The 26,234-nt window shown below is 73.6% G+C and carries 25 protein-coding genes; 10 read left to right on the plus strand and 15 right to left on the minus strand.

The genetic code is table 11. From position 1 onward, the window contains the following. The first annotated feature begins 72 nt into the window (after positions 1-72). Positions 73-2,763, plus strand: a complete 2,691-nt coding sequence (gene pepN, locus BJ976_RS05150; protein ID WP_135027499.1) for an aminopeptidase N — start codon at positions 73-75, stop codon at positions 2,761-2,763. A gap of 98 nt (positions 2,764-2,861) precedes the next feature. On the opposite strand, the gene lplB is transcribed toward pepN, so the two are convergent. The 5 genes from lplB to BJ976_RS05175 all read right to left on the minus strand — a co-directional run bounded on the left by lplB (position 2,862) and on the right by BJ976_RS05175 (position 6,961). Then, positions 2,862-3,920 (minus strand): lipoate-protein ligase small subunit, encoded by a 1,059-nt coding sequence (gene lplB / locus BJ976_RS05155; RefSeq protein WP_135027502.1) that lies wholly within the window; start codon positions 3,918-3,920, stop codon positions 2,862-2,864. Between the two features lie 102 nt (positions 3,921-4,022). After that, entirely contained in the window at positions 4,023-4,280 is a 258-nt protein-coding gene (locus BJ976_RS05160) for a type B 50S ribosomal protein L31 (protein WP_135027505.1), read from the minus strand. 112 nt (positions 4,281-4,392) lie between these two features. Then, positions 4,393-5,223, minus strand: coding sequence for a TrmH family RNA methyltransferase (locus BJ976_RS05165; RefSeq protein ID WP_135028474.1), 831 nt, complete (start codon positions 5,221-5,223; stop codon positions 4,393-4,395). 50 nt (positions 5,224-5,273) lie between these two features. Continuing rightward, a complete protein-coding gene (locus tag BJ976_RS05170; RefSeq protein WP_135027509.1) occupies positions 5,274-6,116 on the minus strand; it encodes a sulfite exporter TauE/SafE family protein in 843 nt (280 codons plus the stop codon). Then, a complete protein-coding gene (locus tag BJ976_RS05175) occupies positions 6,113-6,961 on the minus strand; it encodes an ABC transporter ATP-binding protein (RefSeq protein WP_135027512.1) in 849 nt (282 codons plus the stop codon). The genes BJ976_RS05170 and BJ976_RS05175 overlap by 4 nt, the downstream gene beginning before the upstream one ends. 84 nt (positions 6,962-7,045) lie before the next feature. Between BJ976_RS05175 and serB the strand changes: the two genes are divergently transcribed. Further along, positions 7,046-7,897: a phosphoserine phosphatase SerB gene (gene serB, locus BJ976_RS05180; protein ID WP_135027515.1), complete on the plus strand. Its 852-nt coding sequence runs from the start codon at positions 7,046-7,048 to the stop codon at positions 7,895-7,897. 9 nt (positions 7,898-7,906) lie between these two features. Here serB and BJ976_RS05185 read toward each other — a convergent pair whose 3' ends face one another. Both BJ976_RS05185 and fabG read right to left on the minus strand, forming a co-directional pair. Further along, positions 7,907-8,683 carry an SDR family oxidoreductase gene (locus BJ976_RS05185; RefSeq protein WP_135027518.1) on the minus strand — a complete coding sequence of 259 codons (777 nt, stop codon included), beginning with the start codon at positions 8,681-8,683 and terminating at the stop codon, positions 7,907-7,909. A gap of 62 nt (positions 8,684-8,745) precedes the next feature. Next, complete coding sequence (fabG, locus tag BJ976_RS05190; protein ID WP_135027521.1) at positions 8,746-9,480, minus strand: 3-oxoacyl-ACP reductase FabG; 735 nt, start codon at positions 9,478-9,480, stop codon at positions 8,746-8,748. A gap of 156 nt (positions 9,481-9,636) precedes the next feature. Here fabG and BJ976_RS05195 point away from each other — a divergent pair, with 156 nt between their 5' ends. The 3 genes from BJ976_RS05195 to BJ976_RS05205 are packed head-to-tail and all read left to right on the plus strand — an operon-like array spanning position 9,637 to position 11,311. Continuing rightward, positions 9,637-10,071 (plus strand): DUF3099 domain-containing protein, encoded by a 435-nt coding sequence (locus BJ976_RS05195; protein ID WP_135027524.1) that lies wholly within the window; start codon positions 9,637-9,639, stop codon positions 10,069-10,071. After that, positions 10,068-10,382: a hypothetical protein gene (locus BJ976_RS05200; RefSeq protein WP_229667049.1), complete on the plus strand. Its 315-nt coding sequence runs from the start codon at positions 10,068-10,070 to the stop codon at positions 10,380-10,382. Before BJ976_RS05195 ends, BJ976_RS05200 begins: the two co-directional genes overlap by 4 nt. After that, the gene (locus tag BJ976_RS05205; protein ID WP_135027527.1) at positions 10,379-11,311 is read left to right on the plus strand and encodes an SURF1 family cytochrome oxidase biogenesis protein; all 933 of its coding nucleotides are present in this window, start codon (positions 10,379-10,381) and stop codon (positions 11,309-11,311) included. The genes BJ976_RS05200 and BJ976_RS05205 overlap by 4 nt, the downstream gene beginning before the upstream one ends. Positions 11,312-11,314: 3 nt before the next feature. On the opposite strand, the gene BJ976_RS05210 is transcribed toward BJ976_RS05205, so the two are convergent. Further along, positions 11,315-12,913: an ABC-F family ATP-binding cassette domain-containing protein gene (locus BJ976_RS05210; RefSeq protein ID WP_135027531.1), complete on the minus strand. Its 1,599-nt coding sequence runs from the start codon at positions 12,911-12,913 to the stop codon at positions 11,315-11,317. 79 nt (positions 12,914-12,992) lie between these two features. Between BJ976_RS05210 and ypfJ the strand changes: the two genes are divergently transcribed. Next, a complete protein-coding gene (ypfJ, locus tag BJ976_RS05215) occupies positions 12,993-13,943 on the plus strand; it encodes a KPN_02809 family neutral zinc metallopeptidase (RefSeq protein WP_135027534.1) in 951 nt (316 codons plus the stop codon). 93 nt (positions 13,944-14,036) lie between these two features. Here the strand turns inward: ypfJ and BJ976_RS05220 are convergent, their stop codons facing one another. The 6 genes from BJ976_RS05220 to BJ976_RS05245 all read right to left on the minus strand — a co-directional run bounded on the left by BJ976_RS05220 (position 14,037) and on the right by BJ976_RS05245 (position 19,512). Next, on the minus strand, positions 14,037-14,678 hold the full coding sequence (locus BJ976_RS05220) for a hypothetical protein (RefSeq protein ID WP_135027538.1): 642 nt from the start codon (positions 14,676-14,678) through the stop codon (positions 14,037-14,039). Between the two features lie 247 nt (positions 14,679-14,925). Then, positions 14,926-15,252 (minus strand): metal-sulfur cluster assembly factor, encoded by a 327-nt coding sequence (locus tag BJ976_RS05225; RefSeq protein WP_135027541.1) that lies wholly within the window; start codon positions 15,250-15,252, stop codon positions 14,926-14,928. Positions 15,253-15,254: 2 nt separating this feature from the next. Further along, complete coding sequence (gene sufC, locus BJ976_RS05230; protein WP_135027544.1) at positions 15,255-16,019, minus strand: Fe-S cluster assembly ATPase SufC; 765 nt, start codon at positions 16,017-16,019, stop codon at positions 15,255-15,257. 47 nt (positions 16,020-16,066) lie between these two features. Then, entirely contained in the window at positions 16,067-17,293 is a 1,227-nt protein-coding gene (gene sufD / locus BJ976_RS05235; protein ID WP_167736891.1) for a Fe-S cluster assembly protein SufD, read from the minus strand. A 12-nt stretch (positions 17,294-17,305) separates the two neighbouring features. Next, entirely contained in the window at positions 17,306-18,778 is a 1,473-nt protein-coding gene (gene sufB, locus BJ976_RS05240) for a Fe-S cluster assembly protein SufB (RefSeq protein WP_135027550.1), read from the minus strand. 50 nt (positions 18,779-18,828) lie between these two features. Beyond that, the gene (locus tag BJ976_RS05245; protein ID WP_229667050.1) at positions 18,829-19,512 is read right to left on the minus strand and encodes a helix-turn-helix transcriptional regulator; all 684 of its coding nucleotides are present in this window, start codon (positions 19,510-19,512) and stop codon (positions 18,829-18,831) included. A gap of 119 nt (positions 19,513-19,631) precedes the next feature. Here BJ976_RS05245 and BJ976_RS05250 point away from each other — a divergent pair, with 119 nt between their 5' ends. Genes BJ976_RS05250 through BJ976_RS05260 form a run of 3 tightly spaced genes read left to right on the plus strand, consistent with a single transcriptional unit; the run spans position 19,632 to position 22,530 of the window. Then, positions 19,632-20,675: an ABC transporter ATP-binding protein gene (locus BJ976_RS05250; protein WP_184231830.1), complete on the plus strand. Its 1,044-nt coding sequence runs from the start codon at positions 19,632-19,634 to the stop codon at positions 20,673-20,675. Next, positions 20,672-21,436: an ABC transporter permease gene (locus tag BJ976_RS05255; RefSeq protein WP_135027555.1), complete on the plus strand. Its 765-nt coding sequence runs from the start codon at positions 20,672-20,674 to the stop codon at positions 21,434-21,436. The genes BJ976_RS05250 and BJ976_RS05255 overlap by 4 nt, the downstream gene beginning before the upstream one ends. 44 nt (positions 21,437-21,480) lie before the next feature. Next, positions 21,481-22,530 carry a COX15/CtaA family protein gene (locus tag BJ976_RS05260; protein WP_135027558.1) on the plus strand — a complete coding sequence of 350 codons (1,050 nt, stop codon included), beginning with the start codon at positions 21,481-21,483 and terminating at the stop codon, positions 22,528-22,530. Between the two features lie 294 nt (positions 22,531-22,824). Here the strand turns inward: BJ976_RS05260 and BJ976_RS05265 are convergent, their stop codons facing one another. Further along, positions 22,825-23,817, minus strand: coding sequence for a heme o synthase (locus BJ976_RS05265; protein WP_135027561.1), 993 nt, complete (start codon positions 23,815-23,817; stop codon positions 22,825-22,827). 248 nt (positions 23,818-24,065) lie between these two features. Here BJ976_RS05265 and tkt point away from each other — a divergent pair, with 248 nt between their 5' ends. Continuing rightward, positions 24,066-26,228, plus strand: a complete 2,163-nt coding sequence (gene tkt / locus BJ976_RS05270; protein WP_135027564.1) for a transketolase — start codon at positions 24,066-24,068, stop codon at positions 26,226-26,228. The last annotated feature ends 6 nt before the right edge of the window (positions 26,229-26,234 follow it).

The raw sequence follows: 26,234 nt of genomic DNA on the forward strand, positions 1-26,234 counted from the left end.
CTCCCACGCCCCGGAGTGCGCCCGGCCCCGTCCCCGACCCGAGGGCGGGGCCGGTGTGATGTGATGGTCGTCATGTCCGACACCCCGCACACTCCACCGTCGTCCGCGCCCGCCACCCCCGGGACGCTCGACGACGCCGCGCTCACCCGCGAGGACGCCCGCTCCCGCGCTGCCGCCGTCCGGCTGACCGCCGAGTCCGTCCACGTGGACCTCTCCGACGTCCGAGACGAGGACGCCCGCACATTCCCCGTGAGCGCCGTCCTCCACGTCGAGGTCCTCACCGACGGCACCGACCTGCGCGTGGACTTCCTCAACGACGCCGTCACGACCGTGGCCGTGGACGGACGGGCCCTCGACGCGTCCGCCGTCGCCGGCCGCGCGCGGATCCTGGTGCCGGACCTGTCCCCGGGCGCGCACGAGGTGCGGATCGAGGGCCGGGCGCTGTACTCCCGCTCCGGCGAGGGCCTGCACCGCTTCGTGGACCCGGCCGACGGCGAGGTCTACCTCTACACGCAGTACGAGCCGGCCGACGCGCGGCGGGTGTTCCCCACCCTCGAGCAGCCGGACCTGAAGACCGCGTTCACGTTCTCCCTCACCGGCCCGGAGGAGTGGATCCTCGCCTCCAACCGCCCGGAGGCGTCCCGCACGCCCGCCGGGGAAGGCCTCGTGAGGGTGGACTTCGAGCCCACCCTTCCCCAGTCCGGGTACATCACCGGCCTGCTCGCCGGCCCGTACGCCGTGTGGGAGGACGTGTGGGACGGGCACACCGCCACGGGCGCGCCCGCCGTCCCGCTGCGCCTGCTGTGCCGGCGGACGCTGGCGGAGCACCTGGACGCCGAAGCCCTGTTCGCCCTCACCCGCTCCGGCCTGGACCTGTTCCACGACCTGTTCGGCGTGGCCTACCCCTGGGGCAAGTACGACCAGGTGTTCGTGCCCGAGTACAACCTCGGGGCCATGGAGAACCCGGGCCTGGTGACGTTCACCGAGGACTACGTCTTCACGTCCCACGCCACCGAGGCCCAGCGAGAGGGCCGGGCCAACACCGTGCTGCACGAGATGGCGCACATGTGGTTCGGCGACCTGGTCACCATGCGCTGGTGGGACGACCTGTGGCTCAAGGAGTCCTTCGCAGACCTGATGGGCACCCTGGCCGTGGACGAGGCCACCGACTTCGATTCGAGCTGGGTCAGCTTCGCCTCCCGCCGCAAGGCCTGGGCCTACGTCCAGGACGCGCTGCCCACCACGCACCCGATCGTCGCGGACATCCCGGACCTCGAGGCCGCCCGCCAGAACTTCGACGGCATCACCTACGCCAAGGGCGCCTCCGTGCTCAAGCAGCTCATGGCCTACGCCGGGCGGGACGCGTTCCTGGCAGCCTCCCGCCTCTACTTCGAGCGCCACGCGTGGGGCAACGCCGAGCTCGCCGACTTCCTGGCCGTGCTCGGCGAGGCCTCGGGCCGGGACATGGGCTCCTGGGCGCAGGCCTGGCTGCACACCGCCGGCGTGCCCGTGCTGCGCGTGGACCTCGACGGCGACGTCCCCGCCCTCGTGCAGAGCGGCGTCGACCCCACCACCGGCGAGACCGTGCTCCGCCCCCACGCCGTGCGGGTGGGCGTCTACACGCCCGGGGCGGACGGCACGCTCGAGCGCACCGGGCAGGTGGCCGTGGACGTGGCCGACGGCGACGGCGGCGCCCGCACCCCCCTGCCGGGCCTCGAGGTGCCCGCCGACGGCCCCCGACTCGTGCTGCCCAACGACGACGACCTCACCTACGCGGCCCTCGACCTGGACGCCGCGTCCGTGGACGCCGTCCTGGCCCACCCGATCGCCGACCCCCTCGCCGAGGCCACCGTGTGGGCCGCCCTGTGGTCCATGGTCCGCGACGGCCGCCTGCCCGTGATCCGCTTCCTCGAGGCCGTCACCGGGCTCTCCGCCGGGATCGAGACCGTCGGCGTGCACACGCAGGTCCTCGCCCAGGCGGGCGCCGCCGTCGGGCTCTACGCCCGGGCCCAGGACCGCGCGGCCCTGCGCACCCGCCTCGGCGCCGCCCTCGAGGAGCAGGTCCGCACCCTGCCCCCCGGCTCCGACCGCCAGCGCACCGCCGCCCGCACCTGGGCCGTCCTCGCCCGACAGGACGCCGCCCAGGCCCTGCGCGTGGAGGAGGTCCTCCTCGGCGGCGAGGCCACCGCCCCCGGCCTCGCCGCCGACGCCGAGCTGCGGTGGCTCGTCCTCCAGGCCCTCGCCGCCGCCGGGCACGCCGACGCCGACCGCCTGGACCAGGCCCTCGCCGCCGAGCGCACCGCCCAGACCGTCACGTGGCACCGGCTGGCGCTCGCGGCCCGGCCGGAGGCGGATGTGAAGGTGCACGCGTGGGACGAGGTCATGGCCGGACGGACCGTGGAGGGACGGGTGCTGTCCAACGACCTGCTCTCCGCCACCGCCGCCGGCTTCGCCACGGGGCCCGCGGCCCTGACCGCCGGCTTCGAGCGGCGCTTCTGGCCCGAGCTGGAGCCGGTGTGGGCCTCCCGGTCCAACGGCCTGGCCTCGCGCACGATCAGCGGTCTGTTCCCCGGCCGGCAGGACGCCCTCGACGGCGACGCCGCCGCCCAGGAGGCCCACCCCGTGCTCGCCCGGGCACAGGCCTGGTTGGACGGCCACCCCGCGGCGCCGCGCGCGCTGCGCCGGCTCGTGGTGGAGGAGACGGACCAGCTGCGCCGCTCCCTGCGCGTGCAGGCGGCCCAGCCCGCAGCCTCCTCCTCCTGACCTTCGGGGGCGCTTCCTGGTGCCGTCAGGGCCTCACGGCGCCAGAAACCGCCCCCACAGCGCCGTCGGCGGCTCCCCCGGTGAAGGCCCCGCCCGGCTCACGGCACCCGCCGCAGCCACTCCTGGGTGCCGAACTTGGTGCGCGCCAGCTCCCGGGCCTCCTCGAGGGTGGCCTCGTCCAGCTCCACGCGGCGCGCGCCGTAGCGCTCCTCGAAGACCGCCGTCATGGTGTCCCAGATCTCGGGGCGGGTCAGGCCGGTCTGGCGGCGCAGCGGGTCCACGCGCTTCTTCGCGGAGGCCACGCCCTTGCCCTTGAGCTTCTCCCTGCCGATCCGCAGGACCTCGAGCATCCTGTCCGCGTCGATGTCGTAGCTCATGGTCACGTGGTGCAACAGTCCGTGCGCACCCACGCGCTTCTGCGCGGCACCGCCGATCTTCCCCTCGGGCGTGGCGATGTCGTTGAGCGGCTGGTAGAACGCCTGCACACCCATCCGGGAGAGCGCGTCCATCACCCATTCGTCGAGGAACGGGTAGGTCTCGGCGGTCTCGAGGCCGTCCACGAGGGACGCGGGCGCGTGCAGGGAGTACGTGACGCAGTTGTCCGCCTCCATGAACATGGCCCCGCCGCCGGAGATCCGGCGCACCACGGTGATCCCGTGCCGCCGCACGCCCTCCGAGTCCACCTCGTTCGCGAGGGACTGGAACGCCCCGATGACCACGGCGGGCTCCGTCCACTGCCACAGCCGCATCGTGGGGTTCCGTCGGCCCTCGGCCACCTGCCGGGTCAGCACCTCGTCGAGGGCCACGGTCAACGTGATGGGCAGCGGCTGCGGCGGGAGGATCTCCCACGCGTGGTCCTCCCACGTCGTCGCCTTCCCCAGCGCGCGGCGCACGGCGGAGGCGATCGCGGACGCGTCCACGCCGAACAGCTCGGCCTCGGGCCGCAGGCCCTGCGCGACGGCGTCGCGGATCGCCCGGTGCTCGGCGTCGGCGGACAGTCCCGTCACCGCCGCGTTGAGGTCCTCGAGGGCCTCGTCCGGCTCGAGGAAGAAGTCGCCGTTGATGCTGGCGGAGGCGATCCGGCCGTCATCGACGGTCAGGTCCGCGGCCACCAGCTTGCCGCCGACCACCTTGTACTCGCCGTGGTGTGTGCTCATGCCGTCCACCCTAGACGCGGACGCGACGAGGGGCCCGGCCCCGGTGCTCCCGGGTGCCGGACCCCTCGTGTGGATCGGACGAGCGGCTCAGGCCGCCTCAGATCACTTCTTGCCGCCGAAGCCCTTGAAGCGGGCGTTGAAGCGCTCGACGCGGCCGGCGGTGTCCATGATGCGCTGCTTGCCCGTGTAGAACGGGTGCGACGCGGCCGAGATCTCGACGTCGATGATCGGGTACTCGTTGCCGTCCTCCCACTGCGCGGTCTTGTCCGAGTTCGCGGTGGTGCGGGTGAGGATCTTCTCACCGGAGGCGAGGTCGTTGAAGATGACGTAGCGGTAGTCCGGGTGGATCTCGGTCTTCATGGTGTGTCCTTCGTTCCAGCCGCCTGATTGGGACCAGGGGCGCGAGAGGTGGTCTGGGAGGCGCCGCCGTCGGGCGGGCCAGCGGCCCACTCTACCGCATGGGCCCTGCCCGTCACCGATCGGCGCGGCGGGCCCGCAGCTCCCACAGGGCCACGGCCGCGGCGGCCGCCACGTTGAGCGAGTCCACGCCCTCCGGCATGGGGATCACCACGTGGGCGTCGACGGCGGCCAGCGTCTCCGGACGCACGCCCGGACCCTCCTGGCCCAGCACGAGAGCGAGCCGGTCCGCGGTGCGGATCGGCTCGAGCCCGGGGGCGTCCAGCCCGAGGGCGCGGTCCGTGACCTCGAGGGCGGCGGTGGCGAACCCGGCCGCCCGCAGGGACCGGAGCACGTCCTCGAGCGGCCCGTCGGTGCGCGCCCAGGACAGGCGGAACACGGTGCCCATCGACACGCGGATCGCCCGCCGGTACAGCGGGTCCGCGGCGCGCGGGGTCAGCAGCAGGGCGTCCCAGCCGAGCGCGACGGCGGAGCGCACCACCGCGCCGAGGTTGGTGTGGTCCACGAGGTCCTCGGCGATCAGCACGCGCCGTGCCCCCGCGAGGACGTCCGTCACGGACCGCGGGGCGGGGCGGTCCATCGCGGCGAGGGCGCCGCGGTGCAGGTGGAACCCGGTCAGGGCCGTGAGGACCTGGTCCGGACCGGTGAACACCGGCACGCCCGGGTGGGCGGCGATCACGTCCGCGAACGTCTCCCGGTAGCGGTCCCCCAGCAGGAACGAGCGCGGGGTGTGCCCGGCGTCGAGGGCGCGGCGCACCACGGGCGAGGACTCGGCCAGGAACACCCCGTGGGCGGCGTCCGCGTCCCGGCGCAGGGCCGCATCGGTGAGCGTGGTGTAGGGCGCCAGGCGGGGGTCGGCGAGGTCCGCCGTCGTGCGCAGCCGCACCTCCCCGGGGAACGGGGCGGGATCCTCGGCCGCGCCTGACCCGATCCCGCTCACGCGCCGACCTGCCGGGCGATCATCACCGCCAGTCCGGCCAGACCGACGACGACGATGGTCACGCGCAGCGCCACCGGCGAGATCCGCCGGCCGATCCGCGCGCCCACCGAGCCGCCCACCAGGGAGGACACGGCGATCAGCGCCACCGCGCGCCAGTCGATCCGGTCGAACGCGAAGAGCAGGTAGAAGGCGGCCGCGGTGAGGTTCACCACGAGGGACAGCCACGTCTTCACGGCGTTCGCGTGCACGAGCGTGCCGCCCACGAGCATGACGCCGAAGATCGCCATGAGCATGACGCCCTGGGCGGCCACGAAGTACCCGCCGTAGATGCCGGTGAGGAACACGAGGATCCACAGCCCCGGCGACGCCGGCCCCACGGGCACGGGCGAGTCGGCGCCGGGGACCTCACCGCCGTCGGCCGAGCGACGCCGCACCCACGCCTGGATGCGCGGCTGCAGCACCACGATGGTCAGGGCCAGCACCAGCAGCACGGGCGCCGCGTAGCCGAACACTTCAGGCGGCAGGAAGGTCAGCAGGGTCGCGCCGATCACCGCACCCAGGAAGGACGCCAGCGTCAGCCGCGGCAGCAGCGCGCGGGACTCGCCGAGCTCCCGGCGGTAGCCGTACGTGCCGGAAGACCCGGAGGCCACCAGGCCCATCGCGTTGGACACCTGCGCGGTGACCGGCGGGAAGCCCACGGCCACGAGCGTCGGGAACGTCACCAGGGTGCCCGAGCCGATGATCGAGTTGATCGTCCCCGCCCAGAACCCGGCGGCCAGCACCAGCAGGACCTGCCACAGGTCCATGCCGAGGACCTGAACCGTCAGCAGCTCGTTCACGCCGCGACGGCGGTGTAGCGCCCGTCGGCGCGGGTCACCTTCAGCGCCGTCCCGAAGGCCTCGGAGAGCCGCTCGGAGGTGAGGGTCTCCTCGAGCGGGCCGGCGGCCACCGCGGCGCCCTCGCTCAGGAGCAGGGCGTGGGTGAAGCCCGGCGGCACCTCCTCCACGTGGTGCGTGACCAGCACGGTGGCGGGGGCGGCCTCGTCCTCGGCCAGGGCGGTCAGCTGCGCCACGAGGGCCTCGCGCCCGGCCAGGTCCAGCCCGGCGGCGGGCTCGTCCAGGAGCAGGAGCTCCGGGTCCGTCATGAGGGCCCGGGCGATCAGCACGCGCTTGCGCTCCCCCTCGGACAGCGTCCCGAACCGGCGGTGCGCCAGGCGGGCGAGGCCCCACTCGGAGACGAGGCCGAGCGCGCGGGCGCGGTCCTCCAGCTCGTACTCCTCGCGCCATCGGCCGGTCATGCCGTAGGAGGCGGTGATCACCGCGTCCTGCACGGTCTCCTCCTCGCGCACCTGGTTCGCCAGCAGCGCGGAGGACAGGCCGATGCGCGGGCGCAGCTCGAACACGTCGACGGCCCCGAGCACCTCGTCGAGGATGCCCACCTCACCCGAGGTCGGGAACATCCGCGACGCCGCGATCTGCAGGAGGGTGGACTTGCCGGCCCCGTTCGGGCCCATCACGATCCACCGCTCCCCCGCGCGCACGGTCCAGTCGACCCCGGCCAGGATGTCCTTCGCGCCGCGGCGCACGGTCACGCCGTGCAGCTGCAGGACCGCGTCCTCGTCGGGCGTGAAGGGCTCCTCGAACGCGGCGGGCGAGGGGCGGGCGGCATCGTGGGGCGCGGTCATGGCGGCCAGCCTAGTGCGGGGCCGTGGCGCGTGCACCCGCGCCATGTGCCCGCACCTGCTCCGCCCCGCCCCTACGATCGGGGCATGAGCCGGCTTCGCCACCTGATCCACCGCGCCCTCTCCCCCGCCGACGCCGCCGCGCCGCGGGCGGACCGTCCCGCCGGGGTCCCCGCCGGGGCCGAGGCCCTGCACGCCGAGGGCCCGGACGGCACCGTGCTCCAGGGCTGGCGCTGGCGGGGGTCGGAGGAGGCGCCCGCGCCGGCGGGCTGGGCCGCAGCCGTCCTGCCCGGTGAGCTCGCCGACGCCGAGCGGCCCCTCGTGGTCACGGACGTGGACTCGACGCTCATCCGTCAGGAGGTCATCGAGCTCCTGGCCGCCCACGCCGGACGGGAGGCGGAGGTCGCCGCCGTCACCGAGCGGGCCATGCGCGGCGAGCTCGACTTCGCCCAGTCCCTCCACGCGCGCGTCGAGACCCTGGCGGGCCTGCCGGCGTCGGTGGTGGACGACGTCGTCGCGCGGGTGGAGCCGACCGACGGGGCCGTGGAGCTCGTGGCGGCCGTGGCCGCCGCGGGCGGGCGCGTGTGCGCCGTCTCCGGCGGCTTCACGCAGGTGCTCGAGCCGCTGGCCGAGCGGTGGGGCCTGCACGCCTCGGCGGCCAACACGCTCGAGGTGATCGACGGGCGCCTCACCGGGCGCATCCTCGGCCACGTGGTGGACCGCGCCGCGAAGGCGCGGATGCTGCGGCACTGGGCAGAGGAGGCCGGGACGGCGGCGGAGCTGACCGTGGCCCTGGGCGACGGCGCCAACGACATCGACCTGCTGGCCGCGGCCGGCTGCGGCATCGCCGTGTGCGCCAAGCCGGCGCTGCGGGAGCACGCGGACGTCCAGCTGGACGTCCCCTCCCTGACCCCCGTGCGCTGGCTGCTGGGGCTCTGACCCGCGCGCTCAGCCCTGCTGCTGGCGGGCCAGGAAGTCCTGCGCGCCGCCGACCAGCTCGGTGTGACCGACCTCGAGGTCGGTGCGGCCGACGATCGAGGCCACCTCCGCCGCGAACTCCTCCACCGAGTAGAGCCTCCCGACGGCCTCGCGGCGGGCCTCGATGGCCCCCGGCTCGGCGCGGTTGAGCAGCGTGGCCGTGATGGTGCCCTCGATCATGTCGCCGGACACCACCGCGAAGCCCACGCCCTTCTCGGTGAACGCGGGGATGCGCTCGCGCAGAGCGTCCTCGCCGGCGCGCTTGGAGCGGGCCACGGGCTCATAGGCGTCCATGGTCTCCACCTCGTCGATGAAGTGCGCCTGATGGGACGTGACGAACACGATCTGGCCGCCCGCGGACATCCGCTCGAGCGCCGCGTCGGCCAGCGCGGCCTGGGCGTCCCGGTTGAGGGTCATGGCGTAGTCCTCGCCGAACTGCGACTCCATGCCGCCGGACGCGTTGAGCACGAGCACGTCCAGCGAGCCGAAGTGCTCCACCGCGGCGTCGAGCAGCGCGGCGCGGTCCTCCGCCCTCGTCACGTCCCCGCCCACGGCCACGGCACGGCCACCGGCGGCCTCGATGCCCTGGACCACCCTGTTCGCACGCGGAGCCTTCTGCCGGTAGTTCACGACGACGCCGGCACCCCGGGCGGCCAGCAGCGCGGCGGTCTCCGCGCCGATGCCGCGGGAGGAGCCCGTGACGACGACGCCCTTGCCGGCGAGGTCCTGGGTGGTGTTCTCGGTCATGGGTGCCTCCTGGGCGGGGTCTGGGGGTGAACGGGGCGCGGAGCCGGGGGCGGGCGTCGGGCTCAGTGGCCCATGCCGAGGCCGCCGTCCACGGGGATCACGGCCCCGGAGACGTATGCGGCCTCGTCCGAGGCGAGCCAGCGCACGACGCCGGCCACCTCCGTCGGCTCGGCGAAGCGGCCGGCCGGGATGGACTTCTTGTACTGGGCCTTGAGGTCGTCGTCCAGGGCCTGGGTCATCTCGGTGTCGATGTACCCGGGCGCCACCACGTTGGCCGTCACCCCGCGGGCGCCGAGCTCTCGGGTGATGGAGCGGGCCATGCCCACGAGGCCTGACTTCGAGGCGGCGTAGTTCACCTGGCCGGGCGAGCCCAGGAGGCCCACCACGGAGGAGACCAGGACGATCCGCCCGCGCTTGAGGCGCATCATGCCCTTGGTGGCGCGCTGGACCACGCGGAAGGACCCGGTGAGGTTGGTGTCCACCACGGAGGTGAAGTCCTCCTCGGACATCCGCAGCAGCAGCTGGTCGTTGGTGATGCCCGCGTTCGCCACGAGCACCTCGACGGGACCGTGGGCCTCCTCGACCTGGCGGAACGCGGCGTCCACGGAGGCGGCGTCGGTGACGTCCGCGGCCACGGTGAGCGCACCCTCGGGGCCGCCCTCCCCGGAGCGGGAGGTCACGGCCACCCGGTCGCCCGCGGCGAGGAAGGCCTCGGCGATGGCCAGGCCGATGCCGCGGTTGCCTCCCGTGACGAGGACGCTGCGGCCCTGGGACTCGGACGCGGACTGCTCGGCCATGGCGACCACCTTCGCTCTTCGGGACTAGACTGGAGGGTCAACGGGCGACAGCGGTGATCCTCCCGGATCCCGCCCGTGCGCCCGCGGATGCAGCACCACTCTACGCACGGCTCGACGCCGCGGAGAGAACCTGACACCCCGGTGAGGAGCATTCCCATGACCACCGCCGACCCCGGGACACCCGCAGGCCGCGGCGCACGGCGCACGCCGGACGTCCAGGGCGTGACCACCGCCGCCGCCCCACGCAGTGCGGACCGCGACGCCCGCATGCGCGTGTACGTGGTGCAGATGGCCGTGCGCACGGCATGCTTCGTCGCCGCCCTGTTCACGCACGGCTGGTGGCAGCTGCTGTTCATCGCCGGCGCCGTGATCCTCCCCTACGTGGCCGTGGTGCGCGTGAACAACGCGGGGCCCCGCACCGGCGGGCAGATCCGCGCCACCGCGCCGGCCCGGCCCGCGCTGGCGGCCGAGCCCTCCCGGCCCGCCCCCACGCCCGCCGAGCCCGTGGTGCTCGTGGGCGAGGTGGTCGACGAGGACGACCCCGCCGCGCGTCGTGCCCTGCCCGCAGGCCGCGCCAGGGACGCCGCGTGACCGGCCCGGACCTGCTGGGCGCCCTGGCCGCCGGCCACGATCCGGGGGCCCCGTCCGCGTCGGCGTCCCGGCCCTCGGAGGAGGCACGCGCCGCGGACGGCTCCCCCGTGTGCTCGCGCCGCGGCTGCCCCGCCCCCGCGGTGTGGGCCCTGCACTGGAACAACCCGCGCGTCCACACCCCGGACCGGCGCAAGACGTGGACCGCGTGCGAGGCCCACCGCGCGCACCTGGAGGACTTCCTCGCCTCGCGGGGATTCCTGCAGGACGTCACCGCCCTGACCGACCCGACCCCCCGGGAGGAGACCGCATGAGCCCCGCCCCCACGCCCGCCGTCGAGGAGGCGCGCGGCGAGGACCTCCCGCCGCTGCGGTTCGGGTTCGTGCTGAGCCCCGGCTGGATCTTCGGGTTCGTGGTGTGCATCCTCTTCGCCCTCCTGTGCCACGGGCTCGCGCAGTGGCAGTGGGACCGACGGGTGGAGGTCATGCACCAGGTCAACCGGGTCCTGGAGAACTACGACGACGACCCCGTCCCCTTCTCCCAGGCGTCAGCGATGTTCACCGCCTTCGACACGGAGGACGAGTGGACCCCCGTGACCCTGACCGGCGAGTACCTCGAGGAGCAGACCCTCGTGGTGCGCAACCGGCCCCGCGCCGGCCGACCCGGCTACGAGGTGCTCGTGCCGTTCCGCACCCAGGAGGGCCCTGTGGTGATCGTGGACCGCGGCTGGCTGCCCATCGGCTCCCAGCCGGGCCGACCGGACGCGATCCCCGCCCCGCACCCGGAGGCGCGCGAGGTGCTCGTGCGCGTCAAGCCCGGCGAGCCCGCCCTCGACCGGGACGCCCCGGAGGGTCAGGTGCCGTCGATCGACCTGGCGCGGATCGCGGGGCTGGTGGACGGGCCCGTGGCGGACACCGCCTACGGGCTGATGGTGGAGGAGACCCCGGCGCCCGAGGTGCGGCCGAACGCCCTCGTGGAGCCGACCCTGGACGAGGGGCCGCACCTGTCCTACGCGATCCAGTGGTACATCTTCGCGGCCATGGGGTTCGGCGTGTGGGGCTACTCCGCGTGGATGCGCGCCCGCAACGACCGCGCCGACGCGCTGGAGGACGCCGAGGACGACGGCATGCTGGCCGCCCGGCGCGCGCCCCGGCCCCAGCAGCAGCGCCGTCGACGCGGGGGTCGGCCGTCCGACGAGGAGGTCGAGGACGCCCTGCAGGACGTCACGGCGCCCCGCGGCTGAGCGTCAGGCGAGCGAGATGAGGTCCAGGTAGTCCTCGCTCCAGAGGTCCTCGTCGCCGTCGGGCAGGAGCACCACGCGCTCGGGGTCGAGGGCCTCGACGGCGCCCTCGTCGTGCGTCACGAGGACCACGGCGCCCTCGTACTGGCGCAGCGCGTTGAGGATCTCCTCGCGGCTGGCCGGGTCGAGGTTGTTGGTGGGCTCGTCGAGCAGCAGGACGTTGGCGCTCGAGGCCACGAGCGTGGCCAGGGCCAGGCGGGTCTTCTCGCCGCCGGAGAGGACGCGCGCGGGCTTGTCGACGTCGTCGCCCTGGAAGAGGAAGCTGCCCAGGAGCGTGCGGCACTGCGTGTCCCCCAGCTGCGGAGCGGCGTGGCGCATGTTGTCCAGGACGGACGCGTCCTGGTCCAGGGTGTCGTGCTCCTGCGCGAAGTAGCCCAGCTTGAGGCCGTGGCCGGCGATCACCTCGCCGGTGTCCGGGATCTCGGTGCCGGCGAGCATCCGCAGCAGCGTGGTCTTGCCCGCGCCGTTGTAGCCGAGGATCACCACGCGCGAGCCGCGGTCGATCGCCAGGTCCACGCCGGTGAAGATCTCCAGGGACCCGTAGGACTTGGACAGGTTCTGGGCGCTGAGCGGCGTCTTGCCGGAGGCCTGCGGCGTGGGGAACCGGATCGCGGCCACGCGGTCCTGCGCCCGCTCGCCCTCGACGCCGCGCATCATGCGCTCGGCGCGCTTGATCATGTTCTGCGCCGCCACGGCCTTGGTGGCCTTCGCGCGCATCTTCTCGGCCTGCGCCATGAGGGCCGAGGCCTTCTTCTCCGCGTTGGCGAACTCCCGACGGCGGCGCGCCTCGTCCTGCTGGCGCTGCGCCTGGTAGTTCTTCCAGTTCATGTTGTAGACGTCGATCGTCTGGCGGTTCGCGTCCAGGTAGAGGACCTTGTTGACGGTCATCTCCATGAGCTCGACGTCGTGGCTGATCATCAGCAGCCCGCCCGAGTAGGTGCGCAGGTACTCGCGCAGCCACACGATCGAGTCGTGGTCCAGGTGGTTCGTGGGCTCGTCCAGGAGCATCGTGTCCGCGTCGGAGAACAGGATGCGAGCGAGCTCCACGCGGCGGCGCTGACCGCCGGAGAGAGTGTGCAGCGGCTGGTCCAGCACGCGGTCCGGCAGGCCGAGGTTGGACGTGATCCGCGCGGCCTCGGACTCCGCGGCGTACCCGCCGCGGGCCTCGAACTCCGCCTCGAGCCGCGAGTACCGGTCCATCGCCTTCTGGCGCTGGACGTCGTCGTCGGAGGCCATGCCCTCCTCCGCGGCGCGCATGCGGCGGATGGTCTGGTCGAGGTCGCGGGCGGAGAGGATCCGGTCCCGGCCGGACTGCTCCATGTCGTCGACCTTCGGGTCCTGGGGCAGGTACCCGATGCGGCCGGAGGCGGTCACGGTGCCGGCGGTGGGCTGGGTGCGGCCGGCGAGGACCTTGGTGAGGGTGGTCTTGCCGGCGCCGTTGCGGCCCACCAGGCCCACCTTGTCCCCCCGGTCCACGCGGAAGCTCACCTCGTCCATGAGGAGGCGGGCGCCGACGCGCAGTTCGAGATCGGTGACGGTGAGCATGGGAAGGGAGGGCTCCTGGAGACGGGGGGATGCGCCGACTGCGGCGCCGGGCCAGTCTAGTCCGTCTACACTCGGGCGCATGAGCTTCAACGAGAACGTGCAGATCAACGCCGGGCGCGCCCGCGGCGGCGGAGGCGGCCTGGGCGGCCGCGGCGCCGCGATCGGCGGCGGCGGCGGTCTGCTGGCTCTGCTCATCGCCGTGTTCTTCCCCCAGTACGCCGACGACCTCGGCATCGGCGGGGCGGGCGCGGACACCGGGTCCCCGTACGGGCAGTACCAGCAGCAGACCCCCGGCGGCGGCTCGCAGCCCGTCTCGGACGAGGAGTGCTCCACGGGCGCGGACGCCAACCGGAGCACCGACTGCCGCGTGATCGCCACCACCGAGTCCGCGGACGAGTTCTGGGGCGAGTACATGGGCCAGTTCGACACCATCGACTGGCGCCAGCCGGACCTGATGCTGTTCACCGGGAACGTGACCACCGGCGGCTGCGGCTCGGCCACCTCCGCCACCGGCCCCTTCTACTGCCCCGCCGACGAGTCGATGTACTTCGACACGGACTTCTTCGCCACCCTGAGCTCCGACTTCGGCGCCACGGGCGGCCCGCTGGCCGAGCAGTACATCGTGGCCCACGAGTACGGCCACCACGTGCAGAACGTGGTCGGCTGGCTGCGGTACGCCCAGGACGGGCAGACCGGCGTGGAGTCCAACATCGTGCGCTCCGAGCTGCAGGCCGACTGTCTCGCGGGCATGTGGGCCGGGCAGGCCACCCAGACCGTCGACCCCGAGTCCGGTGAGCCCTTCCTCAAGCCCATCACCCAGGACCAGCTGGCCCAGGCCATCGACGCCGCCGGCGCCGTGGGCGACGACCGCATCCAGGAGCAGTACCGGGGCCGCGTCAACCCGGAGGCCTTCACACACGGCTCCTCCGAGCAGCGCCAGGCCTGGTTCATGCGCGGCTACGAGACGGCCCGGCAGAACCCGGACATCAACCAGTGCAACACCTTCCAGGCGCGCAGCCTGGACATCTGAGCCGCTCGCTCTCCGGACCACGACGGCGCCCGCACCCTCGCGCGAGGGTGCGGGCGCCGTCGTCCGTCCGGCCGCGGGCCGGGTCCGCGCCGGTCAACGGCCGAGCATCTCCTCGGTCCGGCGCTGCACGTCCGCCAGCGTGACGGCCCCGTCCGGCAGGATGAACTCCCCGTCGCCGGGCACCATCACCGTGCTCAGCGTCCCGCCGGCATCGGGCCCGATCACGCCGGACCGGCTCACCGTCAACAGGGCGTCCGGTGTGTCCGCGGGCATCAGGTACCAGAGGTACGACTCGGTGGGCGGCTCCGCTGTCGGGGCAGGGCCGGCGACCCACACCCGGACGGTGTCCCCCGCCTCCCCGGTGATCCGCTCCTCCACCCGCACGGTGAGCAGGGAGGAGGTCTGGTCACCGTCGGCCGGGGCGGCGACGACGCGCCCGTCCACCTCCCGGACGCCGGTCGCCGCCATGACGAGACCGCGCACGATCACCGTCGACTTCTCCGTCAGGTCGTCGAAGCTCAACGCCGGGTCGACCTCGCTGACCATCGTGGCCTGGTAGCGCGCCCAGAAGGCCTCCTCCGCCGACGGGGAGGCGCCCGTCGAGGTCGGCGCCGGCGCGGCGGCGGAGTCCCCGTCGACGGGCCCGGCCGCCTCGGCGGCGCAGCCGGTCAGGGCGAGTGAGAGGGCCGTCGCCAGGGCGACCACGGGGCGGGCTGAGCGGGCGATCAGGACCATGCGGGGACCCCTGTCCAGGATGCACCCCTCCCGGTGAGGGGCCTGTGCCCCGATTATCCACCGACGGCCCGGCCAGCGCCACCACGCGCGTCCATCCGGACCTTCGGACCGGAATCCGGCGCCCATACCGGTCAGAAGGTCCGGATGGGCGGCAGGTGCGGGCGGGAGTCCCACCGGTCCCCCGGCATGACGACGCCGGCCCGCACCTGATCGGACAGGTGCGGGCCGGCGTCGGTCGCCAGGGGGATCAGATGTTGAAGCCCAGGGCCCGCATCTGGTCCTTGCCGTCCTCGGTGATCCGCTCGGGACCCCACGGCGGCATCCAGACCCAGTTCAGGCGCCACTCGTCCACGAAGGTGCCGATGGCGCGGGAGACCTGGTCCTCGATCTCGTCGGTGAGCGGGCAGGCGGCCGTGGTCAGGGTCATGTCCACGAGCAGCGCGCCGTCCTCGGCGTAGTGCAGCCCGTAGAGCAGGCCCAGATCCACGACGTTCACGCCGAGCTCGGGGTCGATCACGTCCTTGAGGGCCTCGCGGACGTCCTCGACCGGCGTCTGTGCAGCGGAGTCGGTCATGCTCAGACCCCCGCCGAGGCCTTCACGAAGCGCTCGTAGCCCTCGGCCTCGAGCTGGTCGGCCAGCTCGGGGCCGCCGGACTCGGCGACGCGGCCGTTCACGAGCACGTGCACGTGGTCGGGCTTGATGTAGTTGAGGATGCGCGTGTAGTGCGTGATGAGCAGGGTGCCCATCTCGTTCGCCTCCGCGGCACGGTTGACGCCCTCGGAGACGATGCGCAGGGCGTCCACGTCCAGGCCGGAGTCGGTCTCGTCGAGGATGGCGAACGTCGGCTTGAACAGCTCGAGCTGGAGGATCTCGGCGCGCTTCTTCTCGCCGCCGGAGAAGCCCTCGTTGACGTTGCGGTTCATGAACGCGGGGTCGATCTGCAGGGCCTCGAAGGCGCCCTTGACGTCCTTGGTCCACGTGCGCAGCGAGGGGGCCTCGCCGTCGATCGCGGTCTTGGCGGTGCGCAGGAAGTTGGTCATGGTGACGCCCGGGATCTCCACGGGGTACTGCATGGCCAGGAACAGGCCGGCCTGGGCGCGCTCGTCCACGGACATCTCCAGCACGTCCTCGCCGTCGAGGGTGATGGACCCGGAGGTCACCTCGTAGCGGGGGTGGCCGGCGATCGTGGAGGCGAGCGTCGACTTGCCGGAGCCGTTCGGCCCCATGATGGCGTGGGTCTCGCCGGTGTTGAGGGTCAGGGACAGGCCCTTGAGGATCTCCTTGGGGCCGTTCTCGGTCTCGATCTGCACGTGCAGGTCGGTGATCTGCAGGGTTGCCATGGGCGGTTCTCCTTGGGAAGGCGTGTGGTGTGGGGTGCGGGCGGGGCTCAGAGCGGGGTGACCTGGAGCTCCGCCTCCATGACGTCCGTGAGCTCCTGCTCGACGTCCGGGATCCGGATCTTCTGGATGATCTCGTTGAGGAAGCCGCGCACGATCAGCTGGCGCGCCTCGGCCTCCGGGATGCCGCGGGCCATGAGGTAGAAGAGCTGGGTCTCGTCGAAGCGGCCGGTGGCGGACGCGTGCCCCGCGCCCTCGATCACGCCGGTCTCGATCTCCAGGTTCGGCACGGAGTCGGCGCGGGCGCCGTCCGTGAGGAGCAGGTTCTCGTTCTTCTCGTACGAGTCCGTGCCCTCGGCCTCGGCGCGGATCAGGACGTCGCCCACCCACACGGTGCGTGCGTCCTGTCCCTGCAGGGCGCCCTTGTACAGCACGTTGGAGACGCAGTTCGGGCGGTTGTGGTCCACGAACAGGCGGTTCTCCAGGTGCTGGCCGGCGTCGGCGAAGTACAGGCCGTACATCTCGGCCTCGCCGCGCTCGCCCGCGAAGCGGGAGGTCGGGGTCAGGCGCACCAGCGAGCCGCCGTGGGACACGGTGACGTGCTTGAGGTGCGCGTTCTGCGCCACGGACGCCTGGTGGGCGCCCACGTGGACGGCGTCGTCCTCCCACGCCTGGACGGACACCACGTTGAGGCGGGCGTCCCGGCGCACGTCGAACTCGACATTCTGGGCCACCACGGCCGTGCCCCGGTGGGTGATCACGACGTCGGCGGCCGCGTTCTCCTCCACCACAACGGTCAGGTGGTGCGCGGCGGGCGCGGGCCCGGCGCCGGTGACGTCGATCCGCACGGGAGCCGAGACCTCCGTGCCGGCGGCCACGGTGACGACCGTGGCCTGCTCCAACGAGGCCCAGGCGGCGGCGGACACGCGGTCGTCCGGGGTGAGGACGGAGCCCACGCGGGCGTCCTCACGCCCCACGGTCTCCACGGTGACGCCCTCGTGCTCGGACACGGTCACGGTCGGGGCCGCGCCGGCGAGGCGGGCGTCGTCGCCCTCGGGCAGGTGCAGCCCCTGCAGACGGTCCAGCGGGGTGAAGCGCCAGTCCTCCTCGCGGCCGGTGAGGGCCGGGAAGTCGGCGAGGTCCTTCGAGGCCACGCGGTCGGCGCGGGACTGGCCGACGGCACGCGGCGGGCGCGTCACCTCCGCGTTCTGGCCGCGGGCGAGCTGCTCGCCCTCCTCCCCCATGCCGGGGATCAGGTTGCGCTCGATCACATCCATGGTCTCGGCCACTCAGCCCACCGACCCTTCCATCTGCAGTTCGATCAGCTTGTTCAGCTCGAGGGCGTATTCCATCGGCAGCTCCCGGGCAATCGGCTCGATGAAGCCGCGCACGATCATGGCCATGGCCTCGTCCTCGGAGAGGCCGCGGCTCATGAGGTAGAACAGCTGCTCCTCGGACACGCGGGACACGGTGGCCTCGTGGCCGAGGGTCACGTCGTCCTCGCGGATGTCGATGTACGGGTAGGTGTCCGAGCGGGAGACGGTGTCCACGAGCAGGGCGTCGCAGACCACGGAGTTCGCCGAGCCCTTGGCGCCCTCGCTCACCTGCACGAGGCCGCGGTAGGCGGCGCGGCCGCCGTTGCGGGCCACGGACTTCGAGACGATCGAGCTCGAGGTGTTCGGGGCCATGTGCACCATCTTGGAGCCGGTGTCCTGGTGCTGGTCCTTGCCGGCGAAGGCCACGGACAGGGTCTCGCCGGTGGCGTGCTCGCCCGTGAGGTACACGGCCGGGTACTTCATGGTGACCTTGGAGCCGATGTTGCCGTCGATCCACTCCATGGTGCCGCCGGCCTCGACCACGGCGCGCTTGGTCACCAGGTTGTACACGTTGGTGGACCAGTTCTGGATGGTGGTGTACCGCACGCGGGCGTTCTTCTTCACCACGATCTCCACGACCGCCGAGTGCAGCGAGTCGGAGTTGTAGATCGGGGCGGTGCAGCCCTCGATGTAGTGGACGTAGGAGTCCTCGTCCGCGATGATCAGCGTCCGCTCGAACTGGCCCATGTTCTCCGTGTTGATGCGGAAGTAGGCCTGGAGCGGGATCTCCACGTGCACGCCCTTGGGGACGTACACGAACGAGCCGCCGGACCACACGGCGGTGTTGAGGGAGGCGAACTTGTTGTCGCCCACCGGGATCACGGTGCCGAAGTACTCCTCGAAGATCTCGGGGTGCTCCTTGAGGGCGGTGTCCGTGTCCAGGAAGACCACGCCCTGCTCCTCCAGGTCCTCGCGGATCTGGTGGTAGACCACCTCGGACTCGTACTGGGCGGCCACGCCGGCCACCAGGCGGTCGCGCTCGGCCTCGGGGATGCCCAGGCGCTCGTAGGTGTTGCGGATGTCCTCGGGCAGGTCGTCCCACGTCTTGGCCTGGCCCTCGGTGGAGCGCACGAAGTACTTGATGTTGTCGAAGTCGATCCCGGACAGGTCCGGCCCCCATGCGGGCATCGGCTTGCGGTCGAAGTACTTCAAGGCCTTGAGGCGGAGCGTGGTCATCCACTCCGGCTCGTCCTTCTTCGCGGAGATGTCCTTGACGACGTCCTCGTTCAGGCCGCGGCGGGCGGTCTGCCCGGCGGTGTCGGAGTCGGCCCAGCCGTACTGGTAGGCGCCGATGGCGTTGAGCTCGGGGTTCTTCTCGAGGATCTCGTTGATCACGCCGGGGTCGACGGTCTGCGAGCTGTCCTGCTGGATGATCTGGTCGGTCATCTCAGCCTCTCTCTCGGTCGGGATGGACGGTGGGTGGTCGGTGGGGGCGGTCAGGGCCGCCCGAGCGGGACATGCGTGGTGCACACGTGCCCGCCGGAGGCGAGGGTGGAGAGCCGTCGCACGTCCACGCCCAGGAGGCGGGCGAACAGGGCGGTCTCCTCCTCGCAGAACTCGGGGTGACGGTCCGGCAGGCCCTGCAGGGGGCAGTGGCCCTGGCAGACCTGGTCCGCGCGCAGGGTGGGCGCCAGTCCAGCCCCCACGCGTCGGACGCTCGCGGCGAAGCCGGTCTCGTCGAGGACCTGGGTCAGCACGCGGGTGCGCTCGGCCAGCTCGAGGGTCCGGCCGGCGACGGCGGCCGTGTAGGCGTCCTCGACGTGGGCGAAGGCGCCGCGGGCCTGGCGGCGCAGCTCCTCCTCGCCGCCCAGCTCCACGAGCCGCTCGAGCGAGGCCAGGGCCACGTCGAGGTGGTCGCCGCCCAGCCGGCGCTGCGCCTGCGGTGTGACCACATAGCGCCGGGAGGGCCGGCCGGCGCCGCGGGCAGCGGACACGGTCTTGACGGCCACAAGGCCCTCGTCCTCGAGGGCGTCCAGGTGGCGGCGCACGGCGGCGGGGGTGAGCCCCAGGGCACGGCCGACCTCGGCCGCGGAGACCGGCCCCCGCGTGAGCACCCGGTCCAGGACACGCTCGCGCGTGCCCGGGGCGGGCGCGGCGGTCTCATGGGGCTCGGAATACACAAGGACACTATGACGTATTGATCTGGAACCGTTCAAGTCATGGCGCTCGTGGCGCGCGCCACCCGCCCCGGCCGCGCCGCGCCGCGGAGACGCCCAGGCCGCGCGCCTAGACTGGGGCGGTGCCTCAGACCCCTGCCCCCCGCCCCGGCGCGCCCGCCCTGCGCCTGACCGGGGTGCACCGCTCCCTGGGCCGCGGCCGAGCCCGCACCGAGGTGCTCCGCGGCGTCGACCTCACGGTCCGCGGCGGCGCCGTCACCGTGCTCCTCGGCCCGAACGGGGCGGGCAAGTCCACCACCCTCGGCGTGTGCCACGGCTCCGACCGCCCCGACGCCGGCACCGTCCGCGTGTTCGGCGAGGACCCCTGGCGGGCCTCCGCCGACCTGCGCGCCCGCATCGGCGTCATGTGGCAGGAGGGCGGGCTGCCGCCGTCGGTGACGGCACGGCGGTTCGTGCGGCACGTCGCCTCCCTGTACCGGGCGCCCCTGGACCCGGACGCCCTCCTGGACCGCCTGCGCATCGGCACGGTCGCCGACCGGCCGCTGCGGCGCCTCTCCGGAGGCCAGCGCCAGCGCGCGGCCCTGGCGGCTGCCGTCGTCGGGGCGCCCGACCTGCTGTTCCTCGACGAGCCCACCGCCGGCCTGGACCCCGAGACCCGCCCGGTGGTGCACGAGGTCATCCGCGAGCACACCGCCCGCGGCGCCGCGGTCCTGCTCACCACGCACCTGCTCGACGACGCCGAGCGTCTCGCGGACGAGGTCGCCATCCTCCGCGCGGGACGCGTGGTGCGGGCTGGGACCCTGGAGGACCTGACCCGGGTGGCCGACGGGGACGTCCTGGACGTCGACTTCGGGGACGCGTCCCCGGCCACCGTCGCCGCCTGGGCGGACGCGGTGGCCGGCGCCTTCCCCGTGACGGCCGACCGGGACGCGCCCACCGCCCGCGTGACCGGGGTGCGCTCCCCGGCCGATCTCGAGGCCCTGGCCGGCACATGGACGGCCCACGGCCTCTTCCCCGCCCGGATCGAACGGGCGACGCTGCGGCTCGAGCGGCTCCTCCAGGACACCGGCCACTCCGCCGAGGGCGGCCACGCCCGGACCGGTGCCGACCGCGCCGAGGGCGCCCCCACCCCGACCGCCGCGACCCCCGCCGGGAGCCGACCATGACCCCGACCGCCCCGACCGCCTCCCCCACGCCGCACGCCGGCGCCGCCCCCCTGGGTGCCCGGGTGGCCCGCCAGGCCGCCTACGAGACCGGCACCGCGCTGCGCAACGGCGAGCAGCTCCTCGTCACGCTGATCCTGCCGCTGCTGGCACTGGTGGGCATCCACGTCACCGGCCTGCTGGACACGCCCGCCCGGTCCGGCCTGGACGTCGCCGTGCCGGGCGTGCTCGCCCTGGCCGTGGTGAGCTCGGCCTTCACGGCCACGGCCATCTCCACCGGGTTCGAGCGCCGCTACGACGTCCTGGCCGCCCTGGCCGGCACCCCGCTGGGGACCCTGGGCCTCGTGGCCGGCAAGGCGCTGTCCGTGATCGCGGTGCTGGGCCTTCAGACCGTGGCGATCGGCGGCGTCGGGCTGCTGCTCGGGTGGCGGCCCGACCCGGCCGGGCTCGTCCCGGCGCTGCTCGCGCTCGCGCTGGGCGCGGCCGCGTTCACCGCCCTGGGCCTGCTGCTGGCCGGCACCGCGCGCCCCGAGGCGACTCTCGCCGTCGCCAACCTGGTGTGGGTGCTGCTCGGCGCCGTGGGCGGCACGGTCTTCCCGCCGCGCTGGGCCTGGCTCGAGCTGACCCCCTCCGGTGCCCTCGGCGCCGCCCTGCGCGCCGCCCTCCTGGACGGCGCCTGGGCCCCCGGCGCGCTCGTGGTCCTCCTCCTGTGGACCGCCGCCGCCGTCGCCGCCGCCCTGCGCTGGTTCCGCTGGCGTCCCTGACGCCCCCCGACTCCCCACCGCCCCGACCGACCCGGAAGGACGCCATGTCCCCCACTCCCACCGCCCCGCGGACCCCCGACGACGAGGGCGGTCTCGCCGCGCGGCTGCCCCGACGGATCTCCCCGCTGACCCGCCGCCTGGCCATCGCCTCGCTCGCGTCCGAGATCGGCATCATCGTCACCGGCGGGGCCGTGCGGCTCACCGGCTCCGGCCTGGGCTGCCCCACGTGGCCGCGCTGCACGCCGGAGTCCATCACCAACACCCCGGAGATGGGCATCCACGGGATCATCGAGTTCGGCAACCGCACGCTGACGTTCGTCCTGGTGATCATCGCCGCCGCCATGTTCCTCACCCTGTGGAACCTGCGCCGCACCCACCGCTCCCTGTTCTGGATGTCGGTCGGCCTGCTGGCCGGCATCCCCGCCCAGGCCGTGGTGGGCGGCATCACCGTCCTCACCCAGCTGAACCCGTGGGTGGTGGCGCTGCACTTCATCGTCTCCGCGGTGATGGTGGCCGTCGCCACCCTGATGGTCATCCGCGTGAATGCCGAGCTGCGGGCCGAGGAGCCCGGCGCCCCGGTCGTGGACGGGCGCACCACCCCCGTGACCCGCGCGGCGGGCTGGGCCGTCTTCGCGCTCACCTGGGTCGTGGTGTACCTCGGGACCGTGGTCACCGGCACGGGCCCGCACGGCGGCGACCCGGGCGCTCCGCGGCACGCCTTCGATCCGCTGCTCGTCACCCGCGTGCACGCCCTGCCCGTCTACCTGATCCTGGCCACCACGCTCGTGCTGCTGTTCACCGTGCACGGCGCCGCGGGGGCCTCGACGCGCCAGCGCGGCGCGGTGCTGCGCCTGCTGGCGATCCTCGTCGTCCAGGCCGGCATCGGCTACACGCAGCACTTCACCGGCCTGCCCGTCGGGCTGGTCATCCTCCACCTGCTCGGCTCGGCCCTGCTCGTGGCGGCCGCCACCGAGGTGTGGGACCGCCAGCGCTCCCGCTACCTCACGCACGGGACGGACCCGTTCGGCGTGATCTCCCCGTCCGCAGACGGCCCCTCGGCAACGCACGCGGCCGCTCCAGCGGGGCGCCGCTGACGCACCGACAGCGGGCTGGACCCGCCCCGACGGCGCCGCTCCCCTCCGCGAGGGGGGCGGCGCCGTCGTCGTCCCCTGCCCCGTGCCGGGACTCGTCCGCGTCCTGGTGAGGACACACCGTCAGGGGTGCCCGTTCCGGAGCCCGAGAGGGCGTGTCCTCACCAGTCGCGGCAGGCGGGGGCGTGGAGCGGCGGGGGCGCACGGTGGGACGCCGGGGCAGGGGCGGCTCCGGCACCCCGAGATGCAGAACGGCCCCGCACCGTCTCCGGTGCGGGGCCGAGGGGTCCGGGCGGGTCAGCGGCCGACGGCCACCTGCATGAGCGGCTCGCCCACGAAGGGGTCCACCGCGAGGGCGATGAACAGCAGCGTGAGGTACGTGATGGACAGGTGGAAGACCTTCATCGCCTTGCGGTCCTCGAAGTCGTCCCGCTGGGCCTCGCGCTGGAGGACGTGGGACTCCCAGACGAACCAGCCGCCCACGCCGAGGGCCACGGCCGTGTAGACGATGCCGGCCCAGCCCATGGGCACCAGCAGCAGCGAGCACACCACGGTGGCCCACGCGTAGAGGACCACCTGGTTGGACACCAGGCGAGCGGAGGCCACGGCGCCCAGCATGGGCACGTCCGCTTCCTGGTAGTCCCGCTTGTACTTCATGGACAGCGGCCAGTAGTGCGGCGGCGTCCACAGGAAGATCACGGTGAACAGGACGATCGCGGGCCACTCCACGGTGCCCCGCACCGCGGCCCAGCCGATCACCACGGGGAAGCAGCCGGCGATCCCGCCCCACACGATGTTCTGCTCCGTGCGGCGTTTGAGGATCAGCGAGTAGACCACCACGTAGAAGAAGATCGCCGCCACGCCGAGCGCCGCGGCGAGCCAGTTCGCGCCGAAGCCCAGGATGAGCACCGAGAGCACGGCGAGGGTCCAGGAGAACACGAGCGCCTCGCGGGGGGTCACCTCCCCGGTGACCAGAGGACGGCGCTCGGTGCGCTTCATGAGCCGGTCGATGTCCCGGTCGATGTAGCAGTTGAACGCGCCCGACGCGCCGGCGGCCAGTGCCCCGCCCACGAGGGTGGCGAGCATGGTGAGGACGTCCGGGAAGCCCCGCTGCGCGAAGATCATCGTGGGCAGCGTGGTGACCAGCAGCAGCTCGATCACGCGGGGCTTGGTCAGCTCGACGTAGGCGCGGATCTTGCGTCCCGCCGTCATGGGCGGACGGGACGCGACGGCGTCCGGGCCCGGGCTGACGGCGGGGACGGAGGAGGTGTACTCCACGGAGGATGACATCGGCTTCTCACGGGGGAGGGGACGGGGACGGCCCCGGGATCGTCCCGACGGGATCCCGTGGTCGGGGCGCGCAGGACGGAAGAGGCCTTCCCGCCATCTTACCCGTCCGGTCATGCGTTCGCGGGGGACGAACCCCACACCGGGCGGCGCCGCGCCGCGCGCACTAGGCTGGCCGAGAGGGCGCGCGCTCGACCCACGAGAGATCCGCCGCCGCCGCACGTCCGAGCACCAGCACCGAGGAGCCGCACATGACCGAGACCTCCCCCACCCCGCTCGACCGGACCCGCCCCGCCCGCGGGTTCGTGTACGACCAGCAGGACCGACGCATGGTGGACACGCTCAAGGTGCTGGCCGCGGACGCCGTCGAGAAGGCGGGCCACGGCCACCCCGGCACCGCCATCTCCCTGGCCCCGGTGGCCTGGCAGCTCTTCCAGAACGTCATGCACCTGGACCCGACCGACGATGCGTGGGCCGGCCGCGACCGGTTCATCCTCTCCGCCGGCCACTCCTCCCTGACGCTCTACCTCCAGCTGTTCGCGGCGGGGGCGGGCCTCGAGATCGAGGACATCGCCGCCCTCCGGACCGAGGGCTCCAAGACCCCGGGGCATCCCGAGCACGGCCACACCGCGCACGTGGAGATGACCACCGGGCCGCTGGGCCAGGGCCTGGCCTCGTCGGTGGGCTTCGCCTACGACCAGCGCCGGGTGCGCGGCCTGCTGGACCCCGACGCCGCCCCGGGCACCTCCCCCTTCGACCACCACGTGTTCGTGATCGCCTCGGACGGCGACGTCCAGGAGGGCGTCTCCGCCGAGGCCTGCGCGCTGGCCGGCCACCAGGAGCTCGGCAACCTGGTGGTGCTGTACGACGCGAACCGGATCTCCATCGAGGACGACACCGACATCTCCTTCACCGAGGACGTCTCCCAGCGGTACGAGTCCTACGGCTGGCACGTCCAGGAGGTGGACTGGACCAACGGGGCCCAGGGCCACGACGTCTCCGAGTACACCGAGGACGTCGAGAAGCTGTACGAGGCGATCGCCGCCGCGAAGGCGGAGACCGGGCGCCCGTCCCTGATCAAGCTGCGCACCGTGATCGGCTGGCCCTCCCCCGGCAAGCAGAACACCGGCGGCATCCACGGCTCCAAGCTCGGCGAGGACGAGGTGCGCGAGCTCAAGTCCCACCTCGGGTTCGACGTCGAGGAGCACTTCGCCGTCGACGAGGCCCTGCTGGCCCACGCCCGCCAGGTGGGCGAGCGTTCGGCCGCCTACCGCGCCGAGTGGGAGCGAGCCCTGGAGTCGTGGCGCGCGGCGAACCCGGAGCGCGCCCGCCTGTTCGACCGGCTGCGCGCGCAGGAGCTGCCGGAGGGCTTCGAGGCCGCCTTCCCCACGTGGGAGGCGGACGAGAAGGGCCTGGCCACCCGCGCCGCCTCGGGGAAGGTCCTGACGGCGCTCGCCCCGGTGATGCCCGAGCTGTGGGGCGGCTCCGCCGACCTGGCCGGGTCCAACAACACCACCATGGAGGGCGAGCCGTCCTTCATCCCCGCGCACCGCTCCACCGCCACGTGGCAGGGCGACCCCTACGGCCGCACCCTGCACTTCGGCATCCGCGAGTTCGCCGCCGGCGCGATCGTCAACGGCATCACCCTCGGCGGGCTCACCCGTGCCTACATGGGCACCTTCCTCACGTTCTCCGACTACATGCGCGGGGCCGTGCGGCTGGCCGCCCTGATGGGCACCCCGAGCGTGTACGTGTGGACCCACGACTCCGTGGGCCTCGGCGAGGACGGCCCCACCCACCAGCCGATCGAGCACCTGGCGTCCCTCCGCGCCATCCCGGGCCTCGACGTCGTCCGCCCCGCCGACGCCAACGAGACCGCGTGGGCGTGGCGGACGATCCTGGAGCGCCGGGACCACCCGGCGGGCCTGGTCCTGACCCGCCAGGGCGTGCCGACCCTGCCGCGCGAGGTCGACGGGTTCGCCCCGGCCTCCGGGACGGCCCGCGGCGCCTACGTCCTGGTGGACGCCACGGACGCCGACGGCGCCCCCGCCCCGGCCCGGGTCCTGCTGATCGCCACCGGGTCCGAGGTCGCGGTCGCGGTGGGCGCCCGGGAGCGGCTGCAGGCCGAGGGCGTGCCCACGCGCGTCGTCTCCGCCCCGTGCCTCGAGTGGTTCGCCGAGCAGGACGAGGCCTACCGCTCCTCCGTGCTCCCCGACGGCCCGGAGGCCCCCGTGCGCGTCTCGGTGGAGGCCGGCACCGCAATGCCGTGGTTCGAGCTGACCGTCACCGAGCGCTCCCGCGGCGCGCGCGTCAGCATCGAGCACTACGGCGAGTCCGCCGACGGGCCGCACCTGCTGCGCAAGTACGGCTTCACCCCCGAGCACGTGGCGGACGTGGCCCGCGGGCTGCTCTGACGCACC

It is taken from the genome of Micrococcus flavus, from assembly GCF_014204815.1.
GTDB lineage: Bacteria > Actinomycetota > Actinomycetes > Actinomycetales > Micrococcaceae > Micrococcus > Micrococcus flavus.